This window comes from Paenibacillus sp. TC-CSREp1 (assembly GCF_050171015.1).
GTDB classification, from domain to species: domain Bacteria; phylum Bacillota; class Bacilli; order Paenibacillales; family Paenibacillaceae; genus Paenibacillus; species Paenibacillus silvae.
In genome coordinates this window covers 165,003-191,395 of sequence record NZ_JBNOKM010000013.1, presented here as the reverse complement: position 1 = coordinate 191,395, position 26,393 = coordinate 165,003, and the positions used below count along the sequence as shown (strand labels likewise).

Genomic DNA, 26,393 nt, shown 5'->3' with positions numbered 1-26,393 from the left:
TCAGGAGAGACGTCCAACAAGATGAGAGATAAACATGATCGGCTTTTGAATAAAAAATTCATTGCGGTGACGTTTACGCTGCTGCTTATGACGGTATGCTGTCTTTCCATTGCCGCATATTTGCGAGCAAAGTCGGGTTCCGGCATGTATGCTTTTCTCAGCTGGGACATGTTTCTGGCATGGATTCCACTTCTGATTTCGTCGCTAATGGCGTATGTCTCCAGGCATATGTTCACCAGATATCGTATCATCGGTGGCGCTTTGACAGGCTTACTAGCTCTTGTATGGCTTTTCTTTCTGCCCAATGCGGCCTATCTGTTTACGGAGATGCTGCATACATTCCGATATTTTACGGCTCAGCGCGGAAATCCATTTTGGCACAGCATGGATTTCTGGTACAGTTTGAGCCTTACGTTTGGTGTAGCGCTCACGGGTCTACTGCTTTCGACGTGTTCCATTATGCAGATTCAACAGATTCTTCATAAATGTATACACAGAGTGGTCTGCTGGATAATTGTCGGGGGGATATTGCTTCTAAGCAGCCTGGGTGTATATATCGGGAGGTTTAATCGCTGGAATTCATGGGATATCGTGTCCAGACCCGGGAAGATTGTCATGGATTTGGTGAATGATCTAGGGGCGGAAGAGAGTATTCTGCTCGAATTTGTAACACTGCTGTTTGTAGTGCAGGCTTTTATATATGTCATTATTTCACTGCTTAATTTCCAAAGCAAGGAGCTGTCCCGATGAGAGTAGCTATAAACCGTGTTCGTTTGCTGGAGCAGTTAAGCAGAACGGTCCGATTTGTGTCATCCAATGAGCATGTTCGAGTGCTTGAATGTGTGTATATAGAGGTGTCTACAGACCGAATCAGCATCATTGGTGGAGAGGGCACCACTTTTTTTATGACGGAGATGCATACAGAGCATGTTCAGATTCAGCAATCAGGCAGAGTTGTGGTGCAAGCCAAACTTCTGGCCGACATTGTGCGAAAGATGCAAGAGAGCGAGATTATTTTATCCAACGAGGAAACGAATGATCGTTTAACGGTGACTACCCCCTCTGCCAGATCCACCTTTGTGCTACAACTGCTGCCGGCTGATGAATATCCGCTTCCAGAGCGCATGGAGGAAAAGACGTTGTTTACGATCCACGGAGGGCACCTGAAAGCTGCGATTCGTCAAACCTTGTTTGCAATCCAGAAAAAAGAACAGATGCCCACACTTACCGGTGTGAAGATGGAGGTTCAGAATAACACGTTAACCATGATTGGCTGTGACCGGTATCGGATGGGGAAGGTGAAGCAGAGTCTAACGTCTCAAATATCTGCTGCCAGCGAAACGGCAATTGTTCCTGGCCGGGCCGTAACCGAGCTTGAAAAACTTCTTGGTGATGAGTCTGTTGATGTCAGATTATGCAAATCCAAAATTGAGTTTAACGGCAAAGATTTTACACTTCTAACCCATTCCATTACAGGCACTTATCCGAACGTTGATATAGATGTAGAAGGGGCGTATGCAGCTCGTTTTACCCTTCAAAAGTCCGCACTTATAGCTTCGCTGGAACGAGTAGCAATTATTGCCTCTCAGGAGAGAACAAACCTGATTAGAATGCGGGTTCAGGCGAAGCAGGTGCAGTTCAGCGCCTCAAGTCAAGTGAATCAGGCGTTGGAGTCTCTGGATATCGATCAATTTCTCGGAGCGGAATGTAAAGTGTCATTCAATGCGGGTTACGCATTGGAAGCTTTAAAAGCTCTGGATACAGAACAGGTTCAAGTACAGATCAATCAGGGGATGCAGATGATTCTATTTACCTCACAAGAGAAGGAAGGGGTACTGCAATTAATTATGGCGGCCCGGACAGCTGGCTGATTTTTGTGCGCAAGAGAAGCAGCAGGATAGATTAATAACATCATTCAGGAGGTAAAGGCATGCGGAAAGCTTCTGGTTTTATCCAGCAACTGCCTAATATTCAAGAGTGCCAGCGGATGTTCAAGGCAGCAGCGATGCTGGATGCCATTTTGATGCCGGAATGGCAGTATAGATACTATTCATACAATGCACATTGGGATGTGAATGAACAGATGGCCTCGCTGAGAGATGGAGAGGGAGATCACTACTTTGCGCTGTTTGATTCCCGCGGTTTGATCGTGAAAGGTTACGACAAAGTCTATGCATCTCTTCATAAGGATCAGCTTGGTGACGTGTTGACGGGTGTGCCTGAGGTATTTGAAGCGTTTCTGAAAGAGCCTGCTTTTATGATGGATCAAACGACATTCTGCATCTGGAATGAAGCGGAGCGGAACGAGTGGGCCTCGAGTCAGCAGCTTGCGGATGAAGCCTATGCCTTGCTGCATTTGCTTACTGGAGGTGCAGCGTATTATCATGCCTGGGCTCAGGAGTATTATGAGATTGAACTGGAGCTGCAGTGGGTCCAGCATGTTTTTGACATGAAGCCGCTGAATGAAGAGCTGCTGCAAGGGCTGAATGCGGAACTGGAGCTCGATGAGCTTCAGGAGGATATTACGGAGATTGGATACGTGGTCTAGGAGGAATGACATATGAGTTTATCTGAGTGGACTGCAGACACGCTTCAATATGATCTGTCAGATGAATACTCGCTCAGGCTTGCGGATGATCAGGAGTGGGGGTTATTTTGCACCATTTATTATGATATGGGTTACGTTGGATTTTTCAGAGAAGAAGAGTTCAACTCCTCAAGGTGCAGCGCGTACTGGATCTATCTGAATGAGAGCAAAATAGGCGGTGTGCGAATGGAACCGAACAAGATGTATCATTTATTCTTGATTCCGCCATTCCAGCAAGGATATCAGGTCGTCAAGCTGCTGAAGCAAAAATTAATGCAGTGGTCTGATCGCAGTCAACGTATCGTGACATTTGAGATTCTGCCGGGTCAGGTGGACTGGTTTGCCAGAGCCGGATTCTGGCCGGCCGAGTTCAGGTGCCGCTGGATGCAGCGGCCTGTGGATCGTTATGAGATCGAATGGGAGGACAGATGGTCTGTACAAAGTCCCGAGATTATCGAAAACGGAACGGGCGGTTTGAAGTACATCAACGAAGAGCAGATTGCCCGGTGTGATCTGGAGAGTTTTGGCGGCAGTCTTGAAGCAACGCGAAGAAAGCAGATATCCCTGGAAGATTTTACGCCTGACGAAGACCCTAATTATACGAACGAAATCCTGACCCGGGCCTCTACGCTTGTATATGATCAGGAGACGGGACAGTTGGTTGCCAACTGCCGCTTGTGTCTGCAGGACAATCAGGCTGCGGTATACAGTATCGGCGTCATTCCTTCGTATCGAGGAAGAGGGCTGGCTACCCGGATGTTACAGAGGGCATTAACGAAGCTCAAGGGTCACTATCCATTTTTGCGGCTGTATGTGATGGAAGGTAATGAAGCAGAGTCCGTATATGTGAATCTGGGCTTTGTACAGGGGGTTCAGGAGATTCAGACGATGTATATTCCCGAGGAGGAATCGGAATGAAAGCGGCTATTCTAACCGATATTCATGGAAATGCTCCTGCACTTCAAGCTGTACTGAAGGATATTGATCAACAGGGGGATATTGAGCAGTTATTTTGTTTGGGAGATATGATCGGCCTTGGCCCTTATTCCAATGAAGTTCTTGACATGTTATACAATCGCAAGAACCTGACGGCTATCGCAGGAAATCATGAACAAGCTGTACTGCATCTGCTTGAGGGGAAAGGGCCGCTGGAAGGACACAAAGGCATGCAGCAGCATCATGAATGGATTGCGGAGCGGCTCAGCGAGGATTCCATCAAGCGAATACAGCTTTTACCTCAAGCAATCGAAGAAGAAGTTGAAGGACGGCATGTGCTTTTGACTCATTATCATATGACGGATGACAAGCTGGATGCAATCGAGAAGGAGCCTGCCGGAATAAAGTGGGATGCAAAATACGAAGGCAGCACGTATGATCTGATTTGTTTTGGACACTATCATATTCTGCATTATTTCAGGACAGCGCAGCGTGTCTACCTGAATCCGGGAGCATTGGGTTGTAATGATCTGGCGGTGGCGAGATACGGAATTGTGGATTTTCAGAAGCATCAGCTGGATGTAAAATATACGGGAGTGCCCTACGATAATAGACCATATTTGCAATCGTATGCGCGTCTGAACGTGCCTGGTCGGGATTTTATTTTGAAAGCCTTCCACGGGAATCAGCTCGAAAAAGAAATGAATTAGCGACAAGGGCGATCTGGCGAGGTCGCCTTCTCTCGTTTATAAGATCGCCTTCTTTCATTCATATTGTTCAAAATAGGGGGAGGTAACTATGATATTTGTTGTCATTATTGGTGTACTTGTATTGCTGATTCTAGGTCAATATGTAGTTAAGGCGGCTATCGATACTTCGAAAAATAGTGAGCTTACGCGCGAGATTTTGGAAGAGTTAAGGGAAATCAAAGCGTTATTGAAAGAGAAGCAGTGAACGTAGATAAATCTATTATGGGGTGATGAAGGTGATTCATGATTTAAAAGGTGAAGATCACATGAGTTCTGCGGTGGGCATGCTTTTCGCTATGGTAGAAGAGAACTGGAACAGGTTGGAATCCATTACGGGTTCAATGTCACAGGAGGAGGTCGATTATAAAGGACCTGGTAATCTCTACAACAGCACAGCTCAGCTGCTAAGACATATTATGTTCGTTGACCTGAACTGGGTATATCGAATGAAAGGACAGCAACTCCCATACGATATGTTGGAGCAGTATGGCCCTATGATTGATAAAGATAACAAACTTCCGTTCATTGAGGGAGTGTCAAGAGACACACTGATTTCTCAACATTATTTGGTTATAACCATGCTGCAACAAACATGCTCGCTACTTACTGACGAGGACCTGAATACCGTGCTTGCTTTCGGACATGAAAATGAAAAGCAGGCTTCCGTTCGCTGGGCACTGTGGCATATGGCTGACCATAATCGTTATCATCAGGCACACATTAATCAGCTAAGGAAATGGTATAAGAATGATACATCTAATCGATGAAGGGGAGATGGTCATAAACGATGGAGAGTACGCGAAACATCAAACGTTTATGGTTTTTTTGCTGGAATAGCAGCGGTTGCTTTGGTCTATAGACATCACTATTTTAATTTGCTGGTATACTTCTTTAAAGATTCAACATGTATGTGTATTAGAGCCCAAGCATTATTTCCGTCTTTAAACTGCACCTGGGAGAACTTTAAAGAGAGTGTGGTTTACCATAAAAAAATAACTCACGTCTATGGTACTATTGGAACTCCGGGAATATCTGAGGAAAAGATGAACAGATTAATTTCATTTTATAAACGAAGTAATCTATTCAACTTAGTCTAGCCAGCTGAGAAATTCTCACAAGTCTTAGCTTTTCTTAATAAGAAAGACTGCACTGTCCCATATTTAATCAATAGGTGCATAATTTTAGTCGATCGCTACTATGCTCCATTTTCCATTTGCATCAGCAGCAAAATAATGGGTAATAGCGGCATCCTCAATGGCATTATCCCTTAACCTCTCTCCAGTTACGTTTACTAAGATCTGATCTTTGGTTTTATCTTCTGAAATATTATAAATTTTTGTGAACTTATATTCTCCGCCAAAGCTTCCCATGTAAGTATCTGCAGTCTTCGAGTCTTTAAATGTACTGCGGAAGGCTTCTTCGTCTAAACTTACCTGAGCGTCTAGATTCTTCTTTAAAACGTCTTTAATCTGATCGTTTAATAAAGGGTTGTTCTCTTTCTCCAGGTCAATGAACACTCCTTTTTCAAAATCAACTTTTGATTCTGCAGGCTTTTCAGTAGCTGCTTGTTTCTCAGTAGATCCGCTCCCTTGTTGGGTACTTTGATTGGCTTCTGAGTTATTCTTAGTCGCGTCAGCACAAGCAGAAAGGACGATGACAAGCCCCAGCATAAGTATAATCATTGCTGCTTTCTTTTTCACGATATTCTCTCATTTCTGTGTTATGTTTAAATTGTATATATAAGTAAACAACGATTCTAGCCTGAAAATGTTACAGATAATTCAAAAAAGAAGCCGAGTGATTTCTTTCAGCTTCTTTTTTAATGACTTTAGCACAGTGCTATCATTTGATACACTTTACGCGGCGTAGAGTGAGATACGCTATATGAACCTTCTGCGACCTTATATTGCGAAGATCCACTTCCATTCAGCAGAATACCATCGACCAAGGTACCAGAAGGTGTACTGCAATTAATTATGGCGGCCTGGATAGCTGGCTGATTTTTGTGCGTAAGAGAAGCAGCAGGATAGATTAATAACATCATTCAGGAGGTAAGGGCATTGGGTTGTGAATGAACAGATGGCCTCGCTGAGAGATGGAAATCAAAGCGTTATTGAAAGAGAAGTAATTAATCAGTTACGGAGGTGGTTCCGGTTCCATACCTCTGATGGAAAAAGGAAAGGCCACATTCCAAAAGCATGAAAAAAAACTAACCAAACTTCATTTCAGTGTGTTTATATCAGGAGAGGGGGCATATATAATGTCAGGTCATACCGCATTGGTCATTATCGATGTGCAGAGTGCTATGTTTGATGCGTCAGATCCCGTATATCAGGGTGAGCAATTGCTCATAACCATCCAGAAGCTTATTGTGTCAGCTCGTGAAGCAGGGCAGCAAATCGTTTATATACAGCACAGTGAAGGACCCGGGAGTCCATTGGAACGAGAAACAGCGGGATGGGAGATTCATCCGTCCATTGCACCGGTCACTGGCGATCTTATTTTTGAAAAAGAAACACCGGACTCGTTCCACGGAACGGATCTTCACGAGCAATTACAGTACTGTGGTGTCACCAGCCTTATTCTCGCAGGTATACAGTCCGAGATTTGTGTGGATACGACTTGCCGTAGAGCGTTTAGTCTGGGGTATAACATACAGCTGATTCGAGATGCACACAGTACATGGGACTCCAATGTGCTTCTGGCAGCACAGATTATTGAGCACCATAATTCTGTACTGAGCATGTTTGCTCACGTTGTGAATTCAGAAGACGTTAAAGCATAACACTCAGGTTACGATACAATACAACGGCAAACAGATCTACGTTACGAAGAATGGCCGTTTTGACCAGGATTCGAGGTATGTTCTTCATCATCAGGCGTTGAAGGATTATCTGGATAAAGAATTGGAGGGAACATACTATGGCGGGAATCCGATTAAGGAAGAACAGGAGGAGACGTGATGACGATTCATAAAAGAATATTCAATGGGTCTGCATGGCTTGCTCTACTATCTATCTTTTTCATTCCCGGTACATTGCAGACGGAAGGCGGCCCGCTTCATACGGAGTATGGATTCCCGCTCCGTTTTCTGACGGACTATCATGTTTCAAACCCGGAGGCATCCATCTGGTTTATTTCAGGAATGCATATTAATTTGCTGGTATACTTTGTGAATATTCTGTTTATTTATACCGGAATACATATCATTTTGTATATCAAGAAGAGATTAACTGAGAAAGATATAAGTTGAACTATCCATTTACACGTTAACGGAGAGGACAGAAAAAACCTGAAAAAGCGGAGCGGTCGCCTAAAAGCTTTCTGAAAGAAAGCTGCTTCGGAAGCATACGCTGATCACCGGATTTTCCCCTTTATTTAAAGGGAATCAAAAAAAATCTGGGGATAACCGCTACTCTCCAGGTTATTCTGTCATCGGAGTGGATTGTGTAAAATCTTTAGTTCGATTTATATAAATGGAGTGAATAATGGTGGAACAGCTTCCTTCAAGATGGAGTTCAGAACGGCTTTTAATATCAGATGTAGAGGTTTCTGATATTGCTGAACTTCAATCACTGTACGATACAAGCCGCTATATACAACAATGGGATGGACAAGAAAATGATCCGAATTACGTGAAAAATTGCTTGGAACAAGGGAACCTTCCTCCAGGTGGAACGTTGAACAATTACAGAATTCAAAGCATACGCACAGCTGCGGAAGATCAGAAGATAGGACTGTTAAGTGTATATCACGGTTACCCTGCTGAAAATGTGCTGTACTTAGAATTTTTGTATATTCAGAGTGGTGTTCAGAAACAAGGGTATGGACAGGAAATGATGTCTGCTTTAACTCGGCAGCTTGCCGGACTGGGTTACCATGAGATTAGAATTAATGTAGCACTCAAAAATTGGCCAGCCTTACGTTTCTGGTTCAGATCCGGATTTAGCCAAATTAGCGGCATTTATGGTGATACCGAGCATACGTCAACCAGTTTTGCAAACATGGAGTTAATCAAGAATCTGCTGTAAAACAGGTCAATCCAACCTAGGAGCGTGAAGCTGTATGGAAACGTTTTTTCGATATAACTGGATGGTGCGTGAACAGTGGTACGCATGGTGTGCAGAACTGCCGCCAGAAGAACTGCTTCGTCAACGTACAGGCGGGGTCGGGAGTATTCTGAGAACTTTCTTTCATGTCATTGATGTGGAGTGGAGCTGGCTGCAGGTGCTGCAAGGCAAACCTGACGGTGCAGAGGACTTTGCGAACTATCAGACGCTTGAAGCGGTTCGTGAGTTTGACCGGAAAATGCATCTGGACGTTGAAGCATTTGTACTGGCCTGGGAGCCGAGTATGGAAAAGAAGGCTTACATCGACCGCCGAGCCGATGGGCGTGTAGATGTGGACGCTTGGGGTGAAATCATGCGTCATGTGATTGCACACGAAATTCATCATATGGGGCAGTTATCGGTATGGGCCAGAGAATTAGGCAGGGAGCCTGTGTCTGCCAATGTTATAGGCAAGGGCTTGATCCGGCCTGATGTAAACGAAAGGTTGTGAGTACTATGATACAGCTTGACAGTATTAACTGGGTTCAACTGGATGAAGCAGTTCGGCGTGAGATGAAACAGGCGTATCGACTCATCTCATTGAAGCCAGGATTAGAAGCCGAGGTTATGCGCGTTGAGCTGCCTGATCAGCTCTACGTGTTGAAGATATGGAATAAGGAATCACGCCCGGATATTGGTAAACAGTATGAGTTACTATCTGCTCTTGCGCAGAGTGGGGTTCGAGTGTCCAGACCTTATGGTTGGGGGATGGATCAGCATCAGAATCAAGTGTTACTCATGAGTTACGATGGTGTCCCGGTTACCCGGCTGGATCGGCATATATTAAGTCGGATGGCTCAGACTTTACACGAGATTCATCAATATTCTGTCAACGTTACAGATCATCGAGAGGAACTTGAAGCGAACTTGCCCCGATATGACTTTGTTGACTACTTTTTTCCTCAGGCTGCCGAAAACGAGGATATTTATCCCATTGTTCATGATCTGATGAAGCGTGTACAGATCAGACAGGAGCATTTGATCCATGGCGATTATAACCTGGGAAATATGGTTGAGATGAACGGACAATATACGATTATTGACTGGACTAATGGACAGTATGGAGATCCGAGATACGATGCTGCATGGTCTGTTTTTCTAATCAGGATATACAATGGAGAAGAGTGGGGCCATTTTTATCAGACCGAGTTACAAGCTGTATCCAATCATATGTTGGATGAGGAATCAGCTTTCGAAGCCTTGGCCTGGTTACGTTGGGTGCTGCTTTCACGCGGTGGCGGTGTTCCCAGAGATGCTGAAGTTACGCGGCGGGTCCTGAATATTGCTGCTCATAACCCGTATTTGCACGCAAACTTGCTGTGAGCCTGTCCTAAATTCACACCTTCTGCATACCTATGGTAGTAGAGGAGTGTGATGGATGATGGAACAGAAGGTACAGGCGTATTTCGAGCTGAAGCAGCAGCAGAAGCAGATTGAACAGCAGTTATCTGTGTTGAGAGATGAGATTGTGGCGTACTGTGAGCAGCAGGGGGTATATGAAACGGAAGTAGGCTCTTATAAGGTGAAAACAGTGCTTCAGCATCGCAAGGAGTATGACGATCAGAAGCTGTACGCTTCTCTGCCCGATCCAGAGATCTGGAGGCTGCTGTCCAAAGTGGACAGTCATAAGCTAAAAAGCTTGATCAAGCTGAACATTCTCTCGGAGGAGCAGATTAGTCCGGCCTGTACTGTGAAGCAGGTGACCCTGCTGCAGGTGGAAAAAGTATAGCATGCAGCTCTATTCCGTCTGCTCGCTGCTCGAATTGGTAGAATTTCAGGGGGCAAAACGTTTATTTTGTGTATGGAAAGCGCATTCATTTTTCGATATGATGAAAAAAAGAACCTGTGAGGAGGAACGAGGATGTCTACCGAAATTCCGTCCCTATCTGCATCTTATGCCAATTCATTCAAAATAGGTGCGGCAGTGCATACGAGAATGCTGAAGACTGAAGGGGAATTCATTGCGAAGCATTATAACAGTGTAACCGCGGAGAATCAGATGAAGTTTGAAGAGGTTCACCCGCGAGAGCATGAATATACGTTTGAGGCGGCAGATGAAATCGTTGATTTTGCTGTGGCCCGTGCAATCGGTGTACGCGGGCATACCTTGGTATGGCACAATCAGACGCCGGCATGGGTATTTGAGGATGCTTCCGGAGGACCGGCTTCGAGAGAACTGATGCTGTCCCGGCTGAAGCAGCATATTGATACGGTTGTTGGCCGTTATAAAGGACAGATTTATGCCTGGGATGTCGTCAACGAGGCGATTGAAGATAAGACTGATCTGATTATGCGTGATACCAAATGGCTGCAGTTACTTGGGGAGGATTATCTGGTTCAGGCATTTAATATGGCTCATGAAGCAGACCCCGATGCTCTGCTGTTCTACAATGATTATAATGAGACGGACCCGGTCAAACGGGAGAAAATCTATAATCTGGTTCGTTCTTTACTGGATCAGGGCGCTCCTGTCCACGGTATTGGTATGCAGGGGCACTGGAACATTCACGGTCCATCTATCGAGGAGATTCGGCAAGCGATTGAACGTTACGCTTCATTGGATGTGCAGCTTCATGTGACTGAACTGGATTTGTCCGTATTCGGGCACGAGGAGCGGCGTACCGATCTGACCGAACCAACGGCAGAGATGGCAGAGCTCCAGCAGAAGCGCTACGAGCATATTTTTGCGTTGTTCCGTGAATATCAATCCAATATCACTTCGGTGACGTTCTGGGGAGTTGCTGACAATTATACCTGGCTGGACAATTTCCCTGTACGTGGTCGCAAAAACTGGCCGTTTGTATTTGATACACAGCTTCAGCCAAAGGATTCCTTCTGGCGGATTATCGGGCGAGACTAGGTTATGTAAGTCAAACTAAAGATGCTTTCAGAGTCCGCTGGTTTTCCCGGATGTATAGCCTTGCATGCGCCCTTGATAAAGGGATGGCCTGTAAGGCTTTTTGAAGTATCTTATAAATATAGCAGATATATTCTAATTTTAGCATTGTCACTTTGACTGTACGATGCCATACTTGAGAAAAAAAGGGGAAATGGCAGGTGAATCCATGTACAAGGTCATAGTAGCAGATGATGAGCCGTTTATGCTGGAAGGCTGGAGAACGATGATTGATTGGCAAGGCTGCGGATATGAGTTATGTGGAACTGCAACGGATGGAGAAGAAGCGCTTGAGCTGATCGGCACGGTGAATCCGGATTTGGTGGTGACGGATATCCAGATGCCGGTGCTGGATGGACTGGATCTGATTCGAACGATGCGTGAAGAGCTGAGATATGATTCCCAGATCGTGATTGTAACCGGTTATTCCGAGTTTGGATATGCACAGCAGGCGATACGATATCGGGTGAATGAATATGTGCTTAAACCTCTGGTACCTGAGGAGATTCATGAATTGTTACGCAGTATGATTGTTCCTTTGGATTTACAAAGACAGGAGATGGAGCAGCTATATGCAGGCGAGCAGTTTGCAGCCGCGGAACTTCTGGACACACCTGCCGAAGTCAACGGCACACTTGAAGAGACTGATCTTGAGAAAATGACGTCTCATGCCAAGCAAATGCTTTCTTTTATGGAAGCTGGAGATGTGAAAGGCATTACACATGCGATCGACGAGATGCTGGAGGAGATGCAGACATTACGGTCTGGACTCAGCCTTGCTCAGAGCATTGTGCTGTATATTCACGGAGAGCTGCTGCGTAAATATCGAGTACTTGGGGAAGATTCCATGCTTCTTCAAGAGCAGGCTTGGCACCAAACCGAGAGATGGATTACGGGAGATTTGAAGGAGCTTTTTGTTCGAATTACAGAAACCTTTGCTTCCGCTGGTCAGAGCGATCCAGGCTCCGGGGGACTGGTGACTGAAGCGGTTCAATATTTGAAGCAGCATTATCGGTCCAAAATCAAATTGCAGCAGCTCGCTAATCACATTCATGTAAATGCGGCCTATTTGGGGCAGCAGTTCAAGCGTGAGATGGGTGTCAGCTTCAGCGAATATGTGCATCGCCTTCGGATAGAGGAAGCACGCAGACTGCTTCGGCGCACCAATATGAAAATTTCAGATATAGCGTTTGAATTGGGCTATCACGATGCCGAGTATTTTACAGAGAAATTTAAAGCGCTTACAGGTGAGCTGCCTTCTCTATACAAAAACAACAGTCAAGGGTGATCATGTGCGCACAAAATGGAGAAACTTTCGGACCGTCAACGACATCCCCCTGCGATACAAGTTTTTACTGATTTACGTGCTTAGTATTTTGCTTCCGATCATTGCGATCAATCTGTTTTTTTATCAGCGAACCTCGGCAGATATCAAGGTACGGGAGCAGGAGAATCTGCGCAAATCCATCGACCGGGCTACTGGCGAGCTGGTGGGTATGATTGATGAGAGCGTTGCACTGAGCCGAATGATTGCGGCAGACGATTCCTTATATGAGGCTCTTGATCGTACCTATCAGTCACCTGTGGAATATTACAATGAGTATCATGTTTTTCTTCGAGATAAATTGACAAGGTATATGTCGGCGAACATTCTTGAGGTCCGTATTTTTACAAATAATGATACGATCCAGACCGGCAGCCATTATATCGTCATGAAGGATAAGGGAACCACGCTGCCAGGGATTGACCAGTTAAATCAAGCCAGCGGAGATATTCTGGTTATCGATTATGAAGAAGAGTCGGGGTTCAGTCGGGGGAAACGAATCAGTGTTATTGGAAAAATGAAGACGTTCACTTCGTACGCAAATTACGCGAAGTATTCCAAAATTGATCTGGAAGTCAACCGGATCTACAGCATCCTGAATCGTGAGACGAACAGCCTGCAGCTGAGGCTGGTGGATGGCAACAATCGTCCCGTGGTGTCCAGCGCACGCTTCCCGGCGGATGGCGAGTGGTCCGGTGATGTAGATGCTGAATATGTGCTGGAAAAGTCTCTTGGCAATCTGGCTTATCTGGACGGCTGGAAGCTGATTGGGGTTGCGGATACGCGGCATGTCGATCAGCTGCTGAACGAGGCGCGTAATTCGATTTTGTGGCTGGCCGTCATCAGTGTTATTGTGCCCTCGGTGCTTATTTATTTTATTCTGCGTTCTTACCATTATCGTATCCGGAAGTTATCACGGCATATGGAAAAAGTACGGAATGAGCGTTTCGACCTGATTGAAATTCAGGAGGGCCGGGACGAGATCGGTGGATTAATTCGTACGTTTAATATGATGATCAGCAAAATTCATTCTCTGATTAACGATGTCTACAAATTGGAGATCAGGCATAAGGATCTGGAACTGGATCAAGTGCGCACAGAATTATCTATGCTTCAGAGCCAGATGAATCCGCATTTTCTGTTTAACACACTGAATGCACTGCTGGTTGTGAGCACTAAAAACGGATATACAGAAGTGTCGGAAATTATCAAGAGTTTATCGCTGCTCATGAGGCAGCTGCTCAGTCGATCCGATAATCTGATCCCGCTGCAAGAGGAGCTGCAGTTTACTACCCTTTATCTTCAGATTGAGAAGTTCAGGTTCGGGGATTTGTTCGATTATACACTGGATATTGATCCGCAGGCCGCAGGCAAGCGGATTCCGAGAATGAGCATTCAGCCGCTTGTGGAGAATGCGTGCAAGCACGGTCTGCAGGCCCGTAAAACAGGTCGGTTGATTCATATAACGGCCCAGCTTGAGGAATCAGGGCTGACGATTGGTGTGATTGATAACGGCGTGGGTATGGAGCAGGACAGATTGCGCCAATTAATTCAGGATGTACGCTCGGATCAGGCGAAGGACGGCTCGCATGTGGGCATCCGCAATGTCTATCGACGTCTGGAGCTGTTCTATGAAGGGCATGCAACGTTTACGATTCGCAGTGAGAAAGGCAGCGGAACAGAGGCTGGATTTCATATTCCTGCAGATCGACTGTAACGTATGAAAAGGGGGCAACGAGATGTATAAAGTGCTTCTGGTTGATGATGAGCCGTTTGCAATTGAAGGGCTGCAGCTTTTGATTGACTGGCGGAAATTCGGCTTCGAAATTAACGGTGTATGTGCCAACGGTGAAGAGGCTGTTGAGGCCATACGCACAAGCAAGCCTGATCTGGTTGTTACAGATATTCATATGCCCGCGATGAACGGACTTGAACTCATTGAAGAGGCTCGTCGTCAAGGGTATGATTCGACGATGTTTGTCATTACGAGCGGTTACAGCGATTTTAATTATGCAAGGCAGGCAATTAGGCTCGGTGTGAGCAATTACTTAACAAAACCGGTCGATACGGTAGAAGCGGATGATATGCTGGAGCGACTGGCACACGAATTGAAGCAGAAGCATGAGCGCGAGTCTATGCGTGAACAGGCCAAACATCAGGAAATCAGACAGGTTCTCTTCGCGCTCGTTACTGATCAGGAATATGAGAATAGAGAGACAGCAGCTCATGTGATCTCAAGTTTGAAGGAGCAGGCCAGTCAATGGTCATATGTCAAAGTAAGATTTCAGCGAGCTGATTCGGGTCAGATCCGTTCTACGATTCAGGATGTTGTGACCCGTGAGCACTGCTGTTATGTGGTGGAGAATGAGCAGGATGTCTGCGGCATCGTATGGGGGGAACGTAGTTCCGAACGGGAGACTCTGCAAGAAGGAAATCATCGGGATTTTGCCACGCGGCTGTTATCTGCTTTAAACGAAGTGGTGCCACATGGCGTGCAGCTCGCCACGGGTCTGCCTGTGCAGCAGTTGGAGAACTTATCTCTGTCGAGAAGCACGGCAGCCCAGGCGGAGCGTTTTTTATTTTTGCATGAGGGTGATCTGCTGTTCGCCGAAGATATTCAGGAGCAACGTCTCATATTTAACCCGGAGTCTCTTCGTGAAGTGGATCTCATTATGGAGCATGTGGAGAACGGTTCGCCAGAACAGGTGAGCCAGTCGATCAGAGAAGCCTTCAGCCAATTGGTGAAAAATAAGACGGCTCCTGAACTGGTTCATATCTTCATCACCCAGATTTTGTTTCGGGGGCTCTCCCTGTGCAAGGAGCTGGGAGGAGAACCAAAAGAGCTGCTGAAGAACACAGCTATCTATCCTGGGCATCAGGATTATCGGAATATTGAGGAGTCTGCCAATATGTTGGAGTCGTTTTGCTTAAAGTGCCGGGCACTGGCAAGCTCTCTTCGTCAAAAGCAGCTCGGCGGGACACAGGCAATGGTGGCTGAATACTTGCAGGAGCATTTCAGAGAAACTTTTACAATCAAGGAGCTGGCAGAACGCTTTTATATGCATCCGGTGCACCTCGGGCAGTCTTTTATGCGCAAGTATGGTAAAGGGGTGCTGGACATGGTGCATGATCTGCGGATCGAGGAAGCGATAAGGCTGCTTGAAGCATCGGACATAGCCTCATGTGCAATCGCAGAGCAGGTCGGATATAAGAGTTACCAGCATTTTTTGAAGCAGTTTGAGCGAAGAACAGGGTTGAAACCGGCGGAATATCGTCTGAAGTTTGCTCATTGAAGAGCACTTGACGGGGGTATGAGCTGGTTTTTTACCTCCTGAAATTAAGGGGGGCAGATGCTTAAATCTGTTTATTTTGTAACCGCATACATTTCCTCATAATAAAGACAGTAAGGCAAACCACTTCCAAGGAGGCGCAATACATGGGGGGATTGAAGAAAAAGAAACTTTGGGGTTCCGTTTCTCTCGTTATGGCATTAACTCTGGCACTTGCAGGATGTAGCGGTGAAGAGGCCAAAACGACGACACCCGATGGCAAGGAAGTATTAAACATCTCGGCTTTTATCGGAACACCAAATCAGGCACCGGCAGCGGATAACCGCATCTACAAAAAGATCGAAGATGAGCTCGGCGTCAAACTGAACATGGAGTTTCTCGTAGGTGACTTGCAGCAAAAGCTGGGGGTTATGGTTGCAGGAGGAGATTATCCTGACCTGATTACAGCAGATACCAAGCTGGTTGCGGCCGGTGCGGTTATTCCGCTGGAGGATCTGATTGAGGAGCATGCTCCAAACCTTAAAAAGCACTATGCAAAAGATTGGGAGCGAATGAAGGATTCCAGTGACGGTCATATTTATTGGCTGCCGAACTACGGCGTATACACGGGTGAGTTCATCAGTAACTATTATTCCGGCCCTGCGTTCTGGATTCAGAAACAGGTGCTGAAAGAGGCTGGTTATCCAACTCCGAAAACGCTTGATGATTACATGAAGCTGATTCGTGATTACACTGCCAAGCATCCTACAACAGAAGATGGTCAACCGACGATTGGTTTTACAACACTGGCTTCCGACTGGAGAACCTTCCCGCTCCTCAACCCGCCTGAGCACTTGACAGGTCATCCGAATGACGGCGGCGTTGTCGTTGATGATAATGGTGTTGCAAGCGTATTCGCGGATAAAGATATTTCCAAACGTTATTATAAAGAGCTGAACGGTCTCTATAATGATGGATTGCTGGACAAAGAAGCTTTCGTTCAAAACTATGACCAGTACTTGGCTAAAATCTCTTCTGGACGCGTGGTCGGTATGTTTGACCAGCACTGGAACTTCCAGCAAGGTGAAGATACACTCGTAGCTCAGAACAAAATCGGTCAAACGTACGTAGGCTTCCCGCTAGTATATGACACAAGCATCAAGGATCATTACCTGGATCGTCCGGTTATCAACTTGAACAACGGTTTTGGTATCAGTAAAGATGCAAAAGACCCTGTAGCTATCCTGAAGTTCCTCGATGCACTGATGGATGAAAAGTATCAGAAGCTGTTGTCCTGGGGTGAAGAGGGCGTAGATTACATGGTCAACGAGGAAGGCAGATTCTATCGTACACCTGAACAACGTACTCAACAGGAAGATCCGGCATGGAAGCTGGCTAACAAAGCAGAAGGCTTCTATGGTGCAGCACCGAAAATGGAAGGTACATTCTCGGATGGCAACGCTATTGGTGCAACCAATCAGCCTGAGGAATTCTACGACAGCCTGAAAGCTGAGGATAAAGAGCTTCTGGATGCCTATGGTTTCAAAACATGGAGTGACTTCTTCTCTCCTGCACCAGAGAACCCAGTGTATTATCCAGCTTGGCAAGTGGATCTGAAGGAAGGCTCCGATGCTTCGGTAGCCAACAAACAAATGACAGATACATCCTTGAAATATTTGCCTAGAGCGATTATGTCAAAAGCAAATGAATTCGACTCCATCTGGAGCGAGTATGTGGATGCTTACAAGAAAATTAATGTGAAGGCGTATGAAGACCGAATCAATGAGCAATTGCAATGGCGGATTCAGAACTGGACCGTGAAATAAATAAAAGCGACCGAAGGATTGCTTTGGAAGGCATAGGCCGCAGCAACTGCTCCTGTGCCTTCTGAACAATCGATCCCCGAGTACCGCTGTAAGTTGATAGGAGGAGTGAAAGATGGCGAACACGCCAGGAGCTATACAGGATAAATCCGCTCCAACCATAGTGACCAAGACGCCTCTTATGAAGCGCCTGCGCAGTCAAAAACAACTGATGTTTATGTCTCTGCCCATTGTTGCTTATATTCTGGTTTTCTCGTATTATCCGATCTGGGGCTGGGTGATGGCATTCCAGAATTACAGTCCAGCGAAGAAATTTTCGCAGCAGGAGTGGGTCGGACTTAAGCATTTCAAATTTCTGCTTACGGACGACGCGTTTCTGAACGTACTTCGCAATACGATCGCGATGAGTTTGATTAACATGATCCTTGGCTTTGTAACAGCCATTGTTTTTGCGATTTTGCTGAATGAAATCAAGAACAAGCTGTACAAACGTACGATTCAAACGATTTCGTATCTGCCTCACTTTCTGTCCTGGATCATCGTTACGGGTATTGTAGCCAGCTCGTTATCGGTAGACGGCGGGATCGTGAACGTGGTGCTGATGAAGCTTGGATTCATCAATGAACCGATTATGTGGCTTAGTGTTCCAGAGTATTTCTGGGGAATTGTCGGTGCGTCGCACGTCTGGAAAGAGGTCGGCTGGAATGCGATCATCTATCTGGCAGCGATCACCTCGATCGACCCTTCGCTGTATGAAGCAGCAGAGATTGATGGAGCTAACCGTTATCAGAAGATGCTGTATGTAACCCTGCCAGGTATCAAGTCCATCGTTATTATTTTGCTCATTATGAACATGGGATGGATTCTGGAAGCCGGATTCGAAGTACAGTATTTGCTAGGTAATGGTGTTGTGGTTGACTGGTCTCAAACAATTGATATCTTTGTCTTGAAATACGGTCTGCAGATCGGTAACTATTCACTCGCCACTGCGGCAGGTATATTCAAAACGGTGGTCAGTATCACGCTAATATTTGCAGCGAACTCTATATCCAAACGATTCGGCGAAGACCGATTAATATGAGGAGGACACATCGATGGGAATAAACAAATCTCGGGTTGAGCCGATTGTCTTCCATACATTTAACGGCTTGCTGATGATCTTTATTGCAGTAGTGACCTTGTACCCGTTTTTGAATACACTGGCTATATCATTTAACGCGGGTAATGATACCATTCGCGGTGGAATCTACCTGTTACCTAGGGAATGGACCACTCAAAACTATAAAGCTGTATTTGCAGGCGGAACGATATTTGCAGCTTTTTGGGTTTCCGTTGCAAGAACTGTACTGGGTACGGTACTCAGTCTGTTCCTGACATCCATGCTGGCGTATACGCTCAGCCGTAAAGATTATATCCTGCGCAAACCAATTACCATTATCGTGGTTATGACGATGTATTTCAGTGCTGGTCTGATCCCAACTTACTTTCTGATCAAGGACCTGCACTTGCTTAACAACTTCCTGGTATATATCATTCCGGGACTGATCAGTGCATTTAACATGATCGTTATTCGTACGTATATCCAGACGCTGCCTGAAGGATTGATTGAGTCCGCCAAGATTGATGGCGCAGGCGATTTCAGAACGTTTATGTCCATCATCCTGCCGCTCTGTCAACCGGTGTTGGCAACTGTAGCACTGTTTATTGCGGTAGGCCAATGGAACTCCTGGTTTGATACATTCTTGTACGCGTCTTCCAAGCAAAACCTGAGTACACTGCAGTACGAGTTGATGAAACTGCTCTCCTCGTCTATGAACACCAACAGCAGTGCATCCGTTTCAAGTGGAGCGGACATGGGTCAGGCACGTAACCTGGTAACACCGATATCGATCCGGGCAGCGATTACGATTGTTGCAGCCTTGCCAATTCTGGTTGTGTATCCGTTCTTGCAGAAATATTTTGTACACGGTCTGCAGCTGGGTAGTGTGAAGGAATAGTAAGAAGCAGAAACGATGCGGTATCATTTTTAGGTAGCGAATTATGGTTGTAAGTAGAGAAGTCGGCCCAGTGTGGTCGACTTTTTTGGTATACGTAAGTATCAGCAAGATTAGAAGAAAATACATCTAATCATTTGAAGTATATGTTATAATTTGTAATAGATGTTGAGGTGTAAAGGGTGAATATGCCATATGATATACCATTGGTGAACATGCCGCGAAGTATCCATAATCCATTGAAGTTAGTAGGTTCGATGTACCAATTCAAGATGGAGTTGAATAAGATGGAAAATATCCGAAATATGGCGTTAACGTTTAGTGCAAATTTCGCGATGGCTTATTTTATTTTTGGAGAGGGAATGATCGGTAGGCCGGTGCTATTTGCACTCTTTATGCTCATGCTGATGTTGGGGATGGACTGGTACAAAAGCAGAGGAAATCATACATTGAATTAGTATATGGGAGCATGTAGCCGATTCTAGTAGAGGATCGGCTATTTGGTGTATAATTTTATAATTCTCGTTTGCTCTTTTATGAGACATGGAATAAAACACGATCGTATTCTCTTTTAAATTTAGAGAAATCAGCTTCAACAAAGAGAAAGTGGATCATTACCAACAATTTGAAAATAATTAATAAAATTAACATAAAAGTACTTTAACTTTGACTTAAAAGAAGGTAAAATGCTTAAACAGGAACTTATGTTCCTGTTTTTTTTATGAGAATGGTTTCAAATTTCCAAATTGAAGTTCCTAGTAATTAGAGAACATTAAAATTCTTCATAACGAGAGGGGAATAATCTAATGAACGAACCACAGATCAAAGATATCATCAATGTTGAACTCAAGAGAATGGCATGGAGACTCCAGTATTACAGTAGGAAAGCTGCAAAGCAATACCCATTTACCTTTGATTTTACAAGGCAAGAATCCTTCGAAGATGAGATTATTGATGAACTAAATGTTGAATACATACTAAATTTGATAGATAACGATAGCGGAAGAAAGATAATACATTCACTCTATGTAGAGGATAAAAGTACTCGGGAAGTATCAGAAGAGATGAATATTAGTGTTCAGGGGGTTAATAAATGGAAAAGAAAAACATTGGAGGCCCTTCGGAAGAAGATTTCATCCAACTACTCTACCAAGCTAAAGCTGGAGAAGACAATGCGATCTTAAAGATACTAGAACTGTATCATCCTGAGATGGAGCGCTAAGCAGAAATAGTTAGAATGCCTGGAGAAGATACTATGCAGAGTTTGAAGCTTAAATTGATCGAGTTTATTATAAATTGTCCAGTCAACATCAATTAAGATAAGGAACTATGGATATATTTATCCATAGCTCTTTTTTGTAACCTTTTATAAGAATAAGCGTCTATATATTGTAAGTAAATTAAGGAAGGATGAAGAATTTGAACACTAAAAAAAAGTGGTCCTTGGTCGTAATAAGTAGCATTGTTGTTGTGCTTTTGGTAACTAGCTATCTCGTTTTCTTTTCGGATTATATGAAGGGGTGGTCTTCACCATCAAAGGAACAGCAATATTACACAGGCACCATTGTTGATATAAAAGAGCAAAATAGTAAAGTGGACGGAGATCTAGTTCTTAACTCCATTCTACTGGATAATGGTGAATATTTAAATGTAACCAAAAACTCTAGATTCTATTTAACCTCGGATGAATATTATAAACCAGAAGCAAAGTTCAGTGAAATGCGAGTAGAAGCTGAATTTAAAGATGTTAAAGTGGGAGATAAAATTGAGAGTTGGACTAGACAAGCAAATAATCATCTATTTGAGATTTATGAGCTAACTATAAAATAAAAAACAAGCCTTGTTTAAACTGTGAACCGCTCCCCGACAAGTAGGCAGTCAAAAAAAACAAAAAATAGGTTGGTTAGGTACCTTAGCTCAGATCATGTGCTAAGGTATTTTTGTTATTGGTCCTGGGGTATCATTCGGAGATAAGCCGCCTAAACGTTTCAGATAATAACTTTCTGACTTATATGTACTCCAAAAACGTTCAATGGGTTGGTTATCCAAACAACGACTTATACGTACATGCTCTTCGTAAATCCGTACTTCCGTTGGAGACATGCATATTTATGAGACGTGTACTGAAAACCTCTGTCGCATTGTAACATGGGGGATACACCTAGATTCTTAGCATAAGCCTTGTTCAACGTATCTATCACAAGTTTGTTATTGGAATGACTGCATACCCATGAAACAATCGTGTTATCGTATACATCCATAATGGCACTTAAGTAAGCCTCAAGCCCATTTCCATACTTTATTTCTGTCATATCCGTAGACCTTTTGACATTCGGAGCAGCGGCGTTAAAGTCCCGATTCATTTTATTTTCTGCCATCTTGCTTGTCATAGCGGCGCTTCACTTCTTTCGCCAGCATGTATCCTTTCCGTTCTCTGGCAGAAGGTGTCCACGCTAACCATTTGTAATAGGCAGATCGAGCCACACCAGCACATGCGCATAATGCGCAACCGCGTATCCTTTTTCATCGTGCAACTCTTGTATCGCTGGATACCGATAATCTACATGCCTGACCAGAGTTAACGTGGTTTGCGTTGCTCGATCTCTGCCAACTTTATTGCAAAGGCATTCTCCATCTTCAGGTATTCATTTCGTGCTTCCAGTTCTTTAATCCGTGGCTTAATCGTTCTCGCTCGCTCAACTCTTCTTCAGGCTTTTACGTCCCCGCCCATCCTGGAGAGCACCTTCTTGCCCCTCTTGATACTTGCGAACCCATGCATAAATTTGCTGATAGGACACTCCAAACTTCTCCATAGCTTTCACATAATTCATTCATGGGCAAGTGTAAATTATGCAATTTCAATCCGTTCTTCAAGCGTCGTTTTACATCCTTTGTTCATAGGAGATCGTCCTTTCCCTCTCTGATCGCATCATGCCTTAATTCCTTCGAGTACGTTTTCCAGTTTTTTGACTTTGTTAATCCGTTCAATCCATTTGCTTTATATTTTCTGATTCAATCTCTGACTGAACTCGGACTTACCCCAATATGTTTAGCTTCAGCATGTGGATTGGTTTGGTGATCAAGACATCGCTGTACGATGTGTAATTTTAGTTCTAAAGAAACGGACATAAGAAAAACTCCCATCATGAGTGAGGTAGAAGTTTTGTTTTTTCTACTGTCTATTATGATGGGAGCGGTTCACAGTTTAGTTCAGAGGCTTGTTTCTTTTTTTATTGCTTTTCCTTAGTTTTTATTAATCAACTTGACCATATTCCATACATATCTTCCCGGGCTCGGATCTGTCCCATCTGCTTTAATTAGTTCACCATTAGCATATACCTGCATTTGGACGGAACCGTCCCCATCTAAGAAAATAGCATTATTACAAGCAAGGTCATCTTTAAAAAAGTCTCGTAAATTGTATAAAGTTTTCCATACTGTTGAGGTCACTAGATATGCATATACGCCATTACTTTCGTTCTTAAAGCCAAGTCCAGCTCGACGAGTAGCAGGAATGCCAGCGTGTACAGACCACTGTTCTTCTTCGTGGATTGCTTCGAATTGTTCTTTTGATCCAGTTAGATGAAAACTTCCTCCACCTATAATAGTCTTAAACTGTAAATTACCAACTTGTTGTTTCAGGTTTGGAATAGTAGTGCAGCGTGTAATTCCAGCTTTTGTAACGCCGTTATCAAGATAAGTGAAAAATGTACCACGATTTCGTGTCCCCCCTGCATTGCTACCAGGGTTTTGGGTGGTACCGTCATAGCTTATTGAAAGTCCACTTGTAGGGGGTGCAGTATAATTGTTTGAAGCAAAGAAACCTCCATTAATACCATAATTATTTGTAGAACATACTGGTTTTTTAATAACTTCTGAAACGATATTACTTACATGAGTCCTGATTACACGATATCCACTTCTTTCAAAATAAGAATAGTTAACAGCCATTTCTTTCATCCCTCTTTTTATATAGTAAAGACGGGGAGCAAGGGATAACGGCCCTCCCAGGCCTTCTGTTTATCCTCTTCGCCTTTCTCTAACTAAGGAGTTTTTATTGGAGATTTTGAAACCTAAATTTAATTTTGGGGTTCATCTCTCTGATTACCCTAGTAGGAGATGTGCTCTTTTTAAGCATCCTCGCCAGAAATAGTATCTTCCATTTTGAAATAGATAGACTCTATTTCTATTCGATGCTGGATGCAACGGAAACAGGAACAATTGCAGATGCTCCAGATCTCAACGGAAGAGAGCAAACAAAATCCCGATAATGAGAAGGAGAGTACCCCTTGCATTGAAGTGAGTATAAGGACTGCCATTTACATCCGAGCCTTTGTTCATTACACTTGATAAGTACCGCTTATAAATAGGTTATATGTAATATCAATTCAGATTATCAGGAGGACGTTTATTATGCATCAATCAGCACATATTCAGGAAGCACGTGATTACATATTAAATCGGATCAATACCAAACCCGTTACAGGTATGATTCTGGGTTCGGGGCTGGGAGCGCTTGCGGACGAAATTGAAAATGCTACGGTTATTCCATATACCGATATTCCTTATTTTGCTCAATCCGAGGCCATTGGTCACGCGAATGAACTTGTGATCGGAGAGCTGATGGGACAGACCGTGGTAGCGATGAAAGGCCGTCTGCACTATTATGAAGGCTTCACTTTGGACGAAGTAACGTTCCCGGTTCGTATAATGAAAGCACTTGGCGTGGAGAAGCTGATTATCACTAACGCCTGCGGCGCGATTAACACCAGCTTTGAGCCAGGTCAGCTGATGCTGATCACGGATCATATCAATCTGGTTGGCAATAATCCGCTGATGGGTCCTAACAATGCTGAGCTGGGGGTACGTTTCCCGGATGTATCCCAAGTGTATAACCGTGAACTGCGCAGCATCGCTCTGGAGGTTGCCGAAGAACAAAACGTAAGCTTGCAGCAGGGTGTATACGCATGGTGGAGTGGCCCAGCTTATGAAACTCCTGCGGAGATTCGCATGATCCGCACGATGGGGGCGGACGCTGTAGGTATGTCTACCGTACCAGAAGCAATCGTTGCGATTCACGGCGGCATGAAGGTGCTCGGTATTTCCTGTCTGACAAACATGGCTTGTGGTATTCTGGATCAGCCGCTGAGCCATGATGAGGTTATCGAAGTCGCAGCGAAAGTGAAAACAACGTTTATTGGACTGGTGAAAGGCATTCTGCAAAAAATTTAACAAGCAGCTCTATCTAGCCACATCGTATTGCAGGTGTTAACAAACGCATTGTCCGAGCCATGCTTTGGGTGGGCAATGCGTTTTGAGTTTTTATGAAAGAAAAAAATTCCTTAATCTGAAGAATCATCCTATAATAAAAAGAGCAATGATCAGAATATGAATTTAACGGAATGCGATAAAGGAGACAAGGAAACATGGAAGATTTGCGTCAAGATGAATATGTCATTTTCCAGCGTATTCATGCGAATTGGTTGAGAGGACTTGAAGGTGTAGGGGGAAGATTATTCCTGACCAATCAACGTCTGATTTTTGTCCCACATAGCTTGAATTTTCAGACCGACGGGGTTCAGATCGAGCTTTGGGGAATGAGCAAGATCGAAAAGCATCAAACGTGGGGATTAATTCCGAACGGTATCAAAATTACGCTGGAATCGGGTCATGTTTTTAAGTTTATCGTATGGAATCGATCCAAAATTATCCGCGAGATTATCTATGCGAAAAGAACAGACGATATTATACCAGGATAGAATTTGAAGCAAACGTACATAACGATCTGCTGTCTTGGGAAGAGATTGCAAGGGACAGACAGCAACCAGGAGGGACACGCTATGATTAGAGGATTAACCAAAGCGGGACTGGGCAACATCGAGTCGGATGAACAGTATATTACTTCTGCTGCTCAGTACGGGTTTGGGGCTGTAGATTTGAATCCGCTCTCATTCGTGCAGACGTATGGCATTGGGCAAGCTCAGCATCTGCTGGAAAGCAATCAAGTCATCATTGGCTCTGCGGATTTGCCAGTGGAATGGCGCTCAACCGATGAACAATTCCGAGAGGGGCTGCCGAATCTGGTCGCGATGGCCGAAGCATCTGCTGCACTGAACGTGAACAAATGTTGCACCTACATTTTGCCTTCCACGGATCAGCCTGCTGCGTCGTTCATGGCTGCCGCCACGAAACGGCTCAGGTTATGTGCGGATATTCTGGATGCGTTCGGAATTCGGCTCGGGCTGGAGTTTGTTGGATGCCACCATTTGCGGACACAATGGAAAAATCCATTTATATGGCGTGTAGAGGATACACTCGATTGGATCAATACCATCCACGCACCCAATGTGGGGTTGCTCGTGGATTCCTACCACTGGCACACGAATGGTTTGGAGATGAATGAACTGCTGAAGCTGAAGCGGGAGCAGGTGGTTCATGTGCACATTAATGATGCCTATGACTTGCCGATTGAGGAATTGAAGGATGGGGAACGGCTTTATCCGGGAGAAGGTGTCATTGATCTGAGTGGTTTTTTGAAAAATCTGAAGACTATCGGTTACAACGATGTTGTGGCTCAGGAAGTACTGGCACCTGCAACCGAATTGGATGTGGAGTCACGGTTTGCCAAGTCGAAGGCAGGCTTCGATCTCGTATTTTCATTTTGAGAGAGATTATGAAGAGGATTTGAATTTTGTTCTATTAGTGA

General features: G+C 44.5%; 29 protein-coding genes. 25 read left to right on the top strand and 4 right to left on the bottom strand.

All coding sequences use genetic code 11. From position 1 onward, the window contains the following. Positions 1 to 21 precede the first annotated feature (21 nt). The 7 genes from ACQSGY_RS20705 (at position 22) to ACQSGY_RS20675 (ending at position 5,039) form a co-directional block, all read left to right on the top strand. The gene (locus ACQSGY_RS20705) at positions 22 to 750 is read left to right on the top strand and encodes a DUF1361 domain-containing protein (RefSeq protein WP_427180381.1); all 729 of its coding nucleotides are present in this window, start codon (positions 22 to 24) and stop codon (positions 748 to 750) included. Continuing rightward, on the top strand, positions 747 to 1,871 hold the full coding sequence (gene dnaN, locus ACQSGY_RS20700; protein WP_427180380.1) for a DNA polymerase III subunit beta: 1,125 nt from the start codon (positions 747 to 749) through the stop codon (positions 1,869 to 1,871). Before ACQSGY_RS20705 ends, dnaN begins: the two co-directional genes overlap by 4 nt. A gap of 59 nt (positions 1,872 to 1,930) precedes the next feature. Continuing rightward, positions 1,931 to 2,548: a hypothetical protein gene (locus tag ACQSGY_RS20695; protein ID WP_427180378.1), complete on the top strand. Its 618-nt coding sequence runs from the start codon at positions 1,931 to 1,933 to the stop codon at positions 2,546 to 2,548. Positions 2,549 to 2,560: 12 nt separating this feature from the next. Beyond that, on the top strand, positions 2,561 to 3,505 hold the full coding sequence (locus tag ACQSGY_RS20690) for a GNAT family N-acetyltransferase (RefSeq protein WP_427180376.1): 945 nt from the start codon (positions 2,561 to 2,563) through the stop codon (positions 3,503 to 3,505). Then, positions 3,502 to 4,233: a metallophosphoesterase family protein gene (locus ACQSGY_RS20685; RefSeq protein ID WP_427180374.1), complete on the top strand. Its 732-nt coding sequence runs from the start codon at positions 3,502 to 3,504 to the stop codon at positions 4,231 to 4,233. Before ACQSGY_RS20690 ends, ACQSGY_RS20685 begins: the two co-directional genes overlap by 4 nt. 88 nt (positions 4,234 to 4,321) lie before the next feature. Beyond that, a complete protein-coding gene (locus ACQSGY_RS20680; RefSeq protein ID WP_427180372.1) occupies positions 4,322 to 4,477 on the top strand; it encodes a hypothetical protein in 156 nt (51 codons plus the stop codon). Between the two features lie 31 nt (positions 4,478 to 4,508). Beyond that, the gene (locus tag ACQSGY_RS20675) at positions 4,509 to 5,039 is read left to right on the top strand and encodes a DinB family protein (RefSeq protein WP_427180460.1); all 531 of its coding nucleotides are present in this window, start codon (positions 4,509 to 4,511) and stop codon (positions 5,037 to 5,039) included. Positions 5,040 to 5,453: 414 nt separating this feature from the next. On the opposite strand, the gene ACQSGY_RS20670 is transcribed toward ACQSGY_RS20675, so the two are convergent. Then, the gene (locus tag ACQSGY_RS20670; RefSeq protein WP_427180371.1) at positions 5,454 to 5,972 is read right to left on the bottom strand and encodes a hypothetical protein; all 519 of its coding nucleotides are present in this window, start codon (positions 5,970 to 5,972) and stop codon (positions 5,454 to 5,456) included. Positions 5,973 to 6,532: 560 nt separating this feature from the next. Here ACQSGY_RS20670 and ACQSGY_RS20665 point away from each other — a divergent pair. From ACQSGY_RS20665 to ACQSGY_RS20595, 15 genes are all read left to right on the top strand, one after another. After that, positions 6,533 to 7,057, top strand: coding sequence for a cysteine hydrolase family protein (locus ACQSGY_RS20665; protein ID WP_427180369.1), 525 nt, complete (start codon positions 6,533 to 6,535; stop codon positions 7,055 to 7,057). A 177-nt stretch (positions 7,058 to 7,234) separates the two neighbouring features. Continuing rightward, positions 7,235 to 7,525: a hypothetical protein gene (locus ACQSGY_RS20660; protein WP_427180367.1), complete on the top strand. Its 291-nt coding sequence runs from the start codon at positions 7,235 to 7,237 to the stop codon at positions 7,523 to 7,525. Between the two features lie 235 nt (positions 7,526 to 7,760). Beyond that, entirely contained in the window at positions 7,761 to 8,303 is a 543-nt protein-coding gene (locus ACQSGY_RS20655) for a GNAT family N-acetyltransferase (protein ID WP_229729665.1), read from the top strand. A gap of 34 nt (positions 8,304 to 8,337) precedes the next feature. Then, complete coding sequence (locus tag ACQSGY_RS20650; protein WP_427180365.1) at positions 8,338 to 8,832, top strand: DinB family protein; 495 nt, start codon at positions 8,338 to 8,340, stop codon at positions 8,830 to 8,832. 5 nt (positions 8,833 to 8,837) lie between these two features. Continuing rightward, a complete protein-coding gene (locus ACQSGY_RS20645) occupies positions 8,838 to 9,704 on the top strand; it encodes a phosphotransferase family protein (protein ID WP_427180458.1) in 867 nt (288 codons plus the stop codon). Positions 9,705 to 9,762: 58 nt separating this feature from the next. Continuing rightward, on the top strand, positions 9,763 to 10,110 hold the full coding sequence (locus tag ACQSGY_RS20640) for a hypothetical protein (protein ID WP_289376864.1): 348 nt from the start codon (positions 9,763 to 9,765) through the stop codon (positions 10,108 to 10,110). Between the two features lie 132 nt (positions 10,111 to 10,242). After that, the gene (locus tag ACQSGY_RS20635; RefSeq protein WP_427180364.1) at positions 10,243 to 11,241 is read left to right on the top strand and encodes an endo-1,4-beta-xylanase; all 999 of its coding nucleotides are present in this window, start codon (positions 10,243 to 10,245) and stop codon (positions 11,239 to 11,241) included. Between the two features lie 205 nt (positions 11,242 to 11,446). Continuing rightward, on the top strand, positions 11,447 to 12,565 hold the full coding sequence (locus ACQSGY_RS20630) for a response regulator transcription factor (RefSeq protein ID WP_427180362.1): 1,119 nt from the start codon (positions 11,447 to 11,449) through the stop codon (positions 12,563 to 12,565). A 76-nt stretch (positions 12,566 to 12,641) separates the two neighbouring features. Continuing rightward, positions 12,642 to 14,318 (top strand): sensor histidine kinase, encoded by a 1,677-nt coding sequence (locus ACQSGY_RS20625; RefSeq protein ID WP_427180360.1) that lies wholly within the window; start codon positions 12,642 to 12,644, stop codon positions 14,316 to 14,318. A 22-nt stretch (positions 14,319 to 14,340) separates the two neighbouring features. After that, complete coding sequence (locus ACQSGY_RS20620) at positions 14,341 to 15,894, top strand: response regulator transcription factor (RefSeq protein WP_427180357.1); 1,554 nt, start codon at positions 14,341 to 14,343, stop codon at positions 15,892 to 15,894. Between the two features lie 143 nt (positions 15,895 to 16,037). Further along, positions 16,038 to 17,696: an ABC transporter substrate-binding protein gene (locus ACQSGY_RS20615; protein ID WP_426333220.1), complete on the top strand. Its 1,659-nt coding sequence runs from the start codon at positions 16,038 to 16,040 to the stop codon at positions 17,694 to 17,696. Between the two features lie 112 nt (positions 17,697 to 17,808). Continuing rightward, positions 17,809 to 18,774: an ABC transporter permease gene (locus tag ACQSGY_RS20610; protein ID WP_111270754.1), complete on the top strand. Its 966-nt coding sequence runs from the start codon at positions 17,809 to 17,811 to the stop codon at positions 18,772 to 18,774. 13 nt (positions 18,775 to 18,787) lie between these two features. After that, entirely contained in the window at positions 18,788 to 19,690 is a 903-nt protein-coding gene (locus tag ACQSGY_RS20605; RefSeq protein ID WP_111270753.1) for a carbohydrate ABC transporter permease, read from the top strand. An 803-nt stretch (positions 19,691 to 20,493) separates the two neighbouring features. After that, on the top strand, positions 20,494 to 20,871 hold the full coding sequence (locus ACQSGY_RS20600) for an RNA polymerase sigma factor (protein ID WP_427180356.1): 378 nt from the start codon (positions 20,494 to 20,496) through the stop codon (positions 20,869 to 20,871). A 235-nt stretch (positions 20,872 to 21,106) separates the two neighbouring features. Then, positions 21,107 to 21,517 (top strand): hypothetical protein, encoded by a 411-nt coding sequence (locus ACQSGY_RS20595; protein ID WP_427180353.1) that lies wholly within the window; start codon positions 21,107 to 21,109, stop codon positions 21,515 to 21,517. 227 nt (positions 21,518 to 21,744) lie between these two features. Here ACQSGY_RS20595 and ACQSGY_RS20590 read toward each other — a convergent pair whose 3' ends face one another. From ACQSGY_RS20590 to ACQSGY_RS20580, 3 genes are all read right to left on the bottom strand, one after another. Further along, entirely contained in the window at positions 21,745 to 22,050 is a 306-nt protein-coding gene (locus ACQSGY_RS20590; RefSeq protein WP_427180456.1) for a DDE-type integrase/transposase/recombinase, read from the bottom strand. A 333-nt stretch (positions 22,051 to 22,383) separates the two neighbouring features. After that, the gene (locus tag ACQSGY_RS20585; protein WP_427180351.1) at positions 22,384 to 22,518 is read right to left on the bottom strand and encodes a helix-turn-helix domain-containing protein; all 135 of its coding nucleotides are present in this window, start codon (positions 22,516 to 22,518) and stop codon (positions 22,384 to 22,386) included. A 412-nt stretch (positions 22,519 to 22,930) separates the two neighbouring features. Continuing rightward, positions 22,931 to 23,647, bottom strand: coding sequence for a phosphodiester glycosidase family protein (locus ACQSGY_RS20580; protein WP_427180349.1), 717 nt, complete (start codon positions 23,645 to 23,647; stop codon positions 22,931 to 22,933). Positions 23,648 to 24,100: 453 nt separating this feature from the next. Between ACQSGY_RS20580 and ACQSGY_RS20575 the strand changes: the two genes are divergently transcribed. The 3 genes from ACQSGY_RS20575 (at position 24,101) to ACQSGY_RS20565 (ending at position 26,352) form a co-directional block, all read left to right on the top strand. Next, complete coding sequence (locus tag ACQSGY_RS20575; protein ID WP_145406157.1) at positions 24,101 to 24,919, top strand: purine-nucleoside phosphorylase; 819 nt, start codon at positions 24,101 to 24,103, stop codon at positions 24,917 to 24,919. A 194-nt stretch (positions 24,920 to 25,113) separates the two neighbouring features. Next, complete coding sequence (locus ACQSGY_RS20570) at positions 25,114 to 25,446, top strand: GRAM domain-containing protein (protein WP_427180347.1); 333 nt, start codon at positions 25,114 to 25,116, stop codon at positions 25,444 to 25,446. 81 nt (positions 25,447 to 25,527) lie between these two features. After that, the gene (locus ACQSGY_RS20565; protein WP_427180346.1) at positions 25,528 to 26,352 is read left to right on the top strand and encodes a sugar phosphate isomerase/epimerase family protein; all 825 of its coding nucleotides are present in this window, start codon (positions 25,528 to 25,530) and stop codon (positions 26,350 to 26,352) included. Positions 26,353 to 26,393: the final 41 nt, after the last annotated feature.

Coding starts and splice junctions, on each gene's coding strand:
- ACQSGY_RS20705 (WP_427180381.1), top strand. CDS start 22: ATGAGAGATAAACATGATCGGCTTTTGAATAAAAAATTCATTGCGGTG.
- ACQSGY_RS20580 (WP_427180349.1), bottom strand. CDS start 23,647: ATGAAAGAAATGGCTGTTAACTATTCTTATTTTGAAAGAAGTGGATAT.
- ACQSGY_RS20690 (WP_427180376.1), top strand. CDS start 2,561: ATGAGTTTATCTGAGTGGACTGCAGACACGCTTCAATATGATCTGTCA.
- ACQSGY_RS20650 (WP_427180365.1), top strand. CDS start 8,338: ATGGAAACGTTTTTTCGATATAACTGGATGGTGCGTGAACAGTGGTAC.
- ACQSGY_RS20615 (WP_426333220.1), top strand. CDS start 16,038: ATGGGGGGATTGAAGAAAAAGAAACTTTGGGGTTCCGTTTCTCTCGTT.
- dnaN (WP_427180380.1), top strand. CDS start 747: ATGAGAGTAGCTATAAACCGTGTTCGTTTGCTGGAGCAGTTAAGCAGA.
- ACQSGY_RS20665 (WP_427180369.1), top strand. CDS start 6,533: ATGTCAGGTCATACCGCATTGGTCATTATCGATGTGCAGAGTGCTATG.
- ACQSGY_RS20660 (WP_427180367.1), top strand. CDS start 7,235: ATGACGATTCATAAAAGAATATTCAATGGGTCTGCATGGCTTGCTCTA.
- ACQSGY_RS20585 (WP_427180351.1), bottom strand. CDS start 22,518: ATGAATTATGTGAAAGCTATGGAGAAGTTTGGAGTGTCCTATCAGCAA.
- ACQSGY_RS20655 (WP_229729665.1), top strand. CDS start 7,761: ATGGTGGAACAGCTTCCTTCAAGATGGAGTTCAGAACGGCTTTTAATA.
- ACQSGY_RS20635 (WP_427180364.1), top strand. CDS start 10,243: ATGTCTACCGAAATTCCGTCCCTATCTGCATCTTATGCCAATTCATTC.
- ACQSGY_RS20605 (WP_111270753.1), top strand. CDS start 18,788: ATGGGAATAAACAAATCTCGGGTTGAGCCGATTGTCTTCCATACATTT.
- ACQSGY_RS20565 (WP_427180346.1), top strand. CDS start 25,528: ATGATTAGAGGATTAACCAAAGCGGGACTGGGCAACATCGAGTCGGAT.
- ACQSGY_RS20695 (WP_427180378.1), top strand. CDS start 1,931: ATGCGGAAAGCTTCTGGTTTTATCCAGCAACTGCCTAATATTCAAGAG.
- ACQSGY_RS20640 (WP_289376864.1), top strand. CDS start 9,763: ATGGAACAGAAGGTACAGGCGTATTTCGAGCTGAAGCAGCAGCAGAAG.
- ACQSGY_RS20620 (WP_427180357.1), top strand. CDS start 14,341: ATGTATAAAGTGCTTCTGGTTGATGATGAGCCGTTTGCAATTGAAGGG.
- ACQSGY_RS20610 (WP_111270754.1), top strand. CDS start 17,809: ATGGCGAACACGCCAGGAGCTATACAGGATAAATCCGCTCCAACCATA.
- ACQSGY_RS20680 (WP_427180372.1), top strand. CDS start 4,322: ATGATATTTGTTGTCATTATTGGTGTACTTGTATTGCTGATTCTAGGT.
- ACQSGY_RS20590 (WP_427180456.1), bottom strand. CDS start 22,050: ATGAATCGGGACTTTAACGCCGCTGCTCCGAATGTCAAAAGGTCTACG.
- ACQSGY_RS20570 (WP_427180347.1), top strand. CDS start 25,114: ATGGAAGATTTGCGTCAAGATGAATATGTCATTTTCCAGCGTATTCAT.
- ACQSGY_RS20600 (WP_427180356.1), top strand. CDS start 20,494: ATGAACGAACCACAGATCAAAGATATCATCAATGTTGAACTCAAGAGA.
- ACQSGY_RS20685 (WP_427180374.1), top strand. CDS start 3,502: ATGAAAGCGGCTATTCTAACCGATATTCATGGAAATGCTCCTGCACTT.
- ACQSGY_RS20630 (WP_427180362.1), top strand. CDS start 11,447: ATGTACAAGGTCATAGTAGCAGATGATGAGCCGTTTATGCTGGAAGGC.
- ACQSGY_RS20575 (WP_145406157.1), top strand. CDS start 24,101: ATGCATCAATCAGCACATATTCAGGAAGCACGTGATTACATATTAAAT.
- ACQSGY_RS20645 (WP_427180458.1), top strand. CDS start 8,838: ATGATACAGCTTGACAGTATTAACTGGGTTCAACTGGATGAAGCAGTT.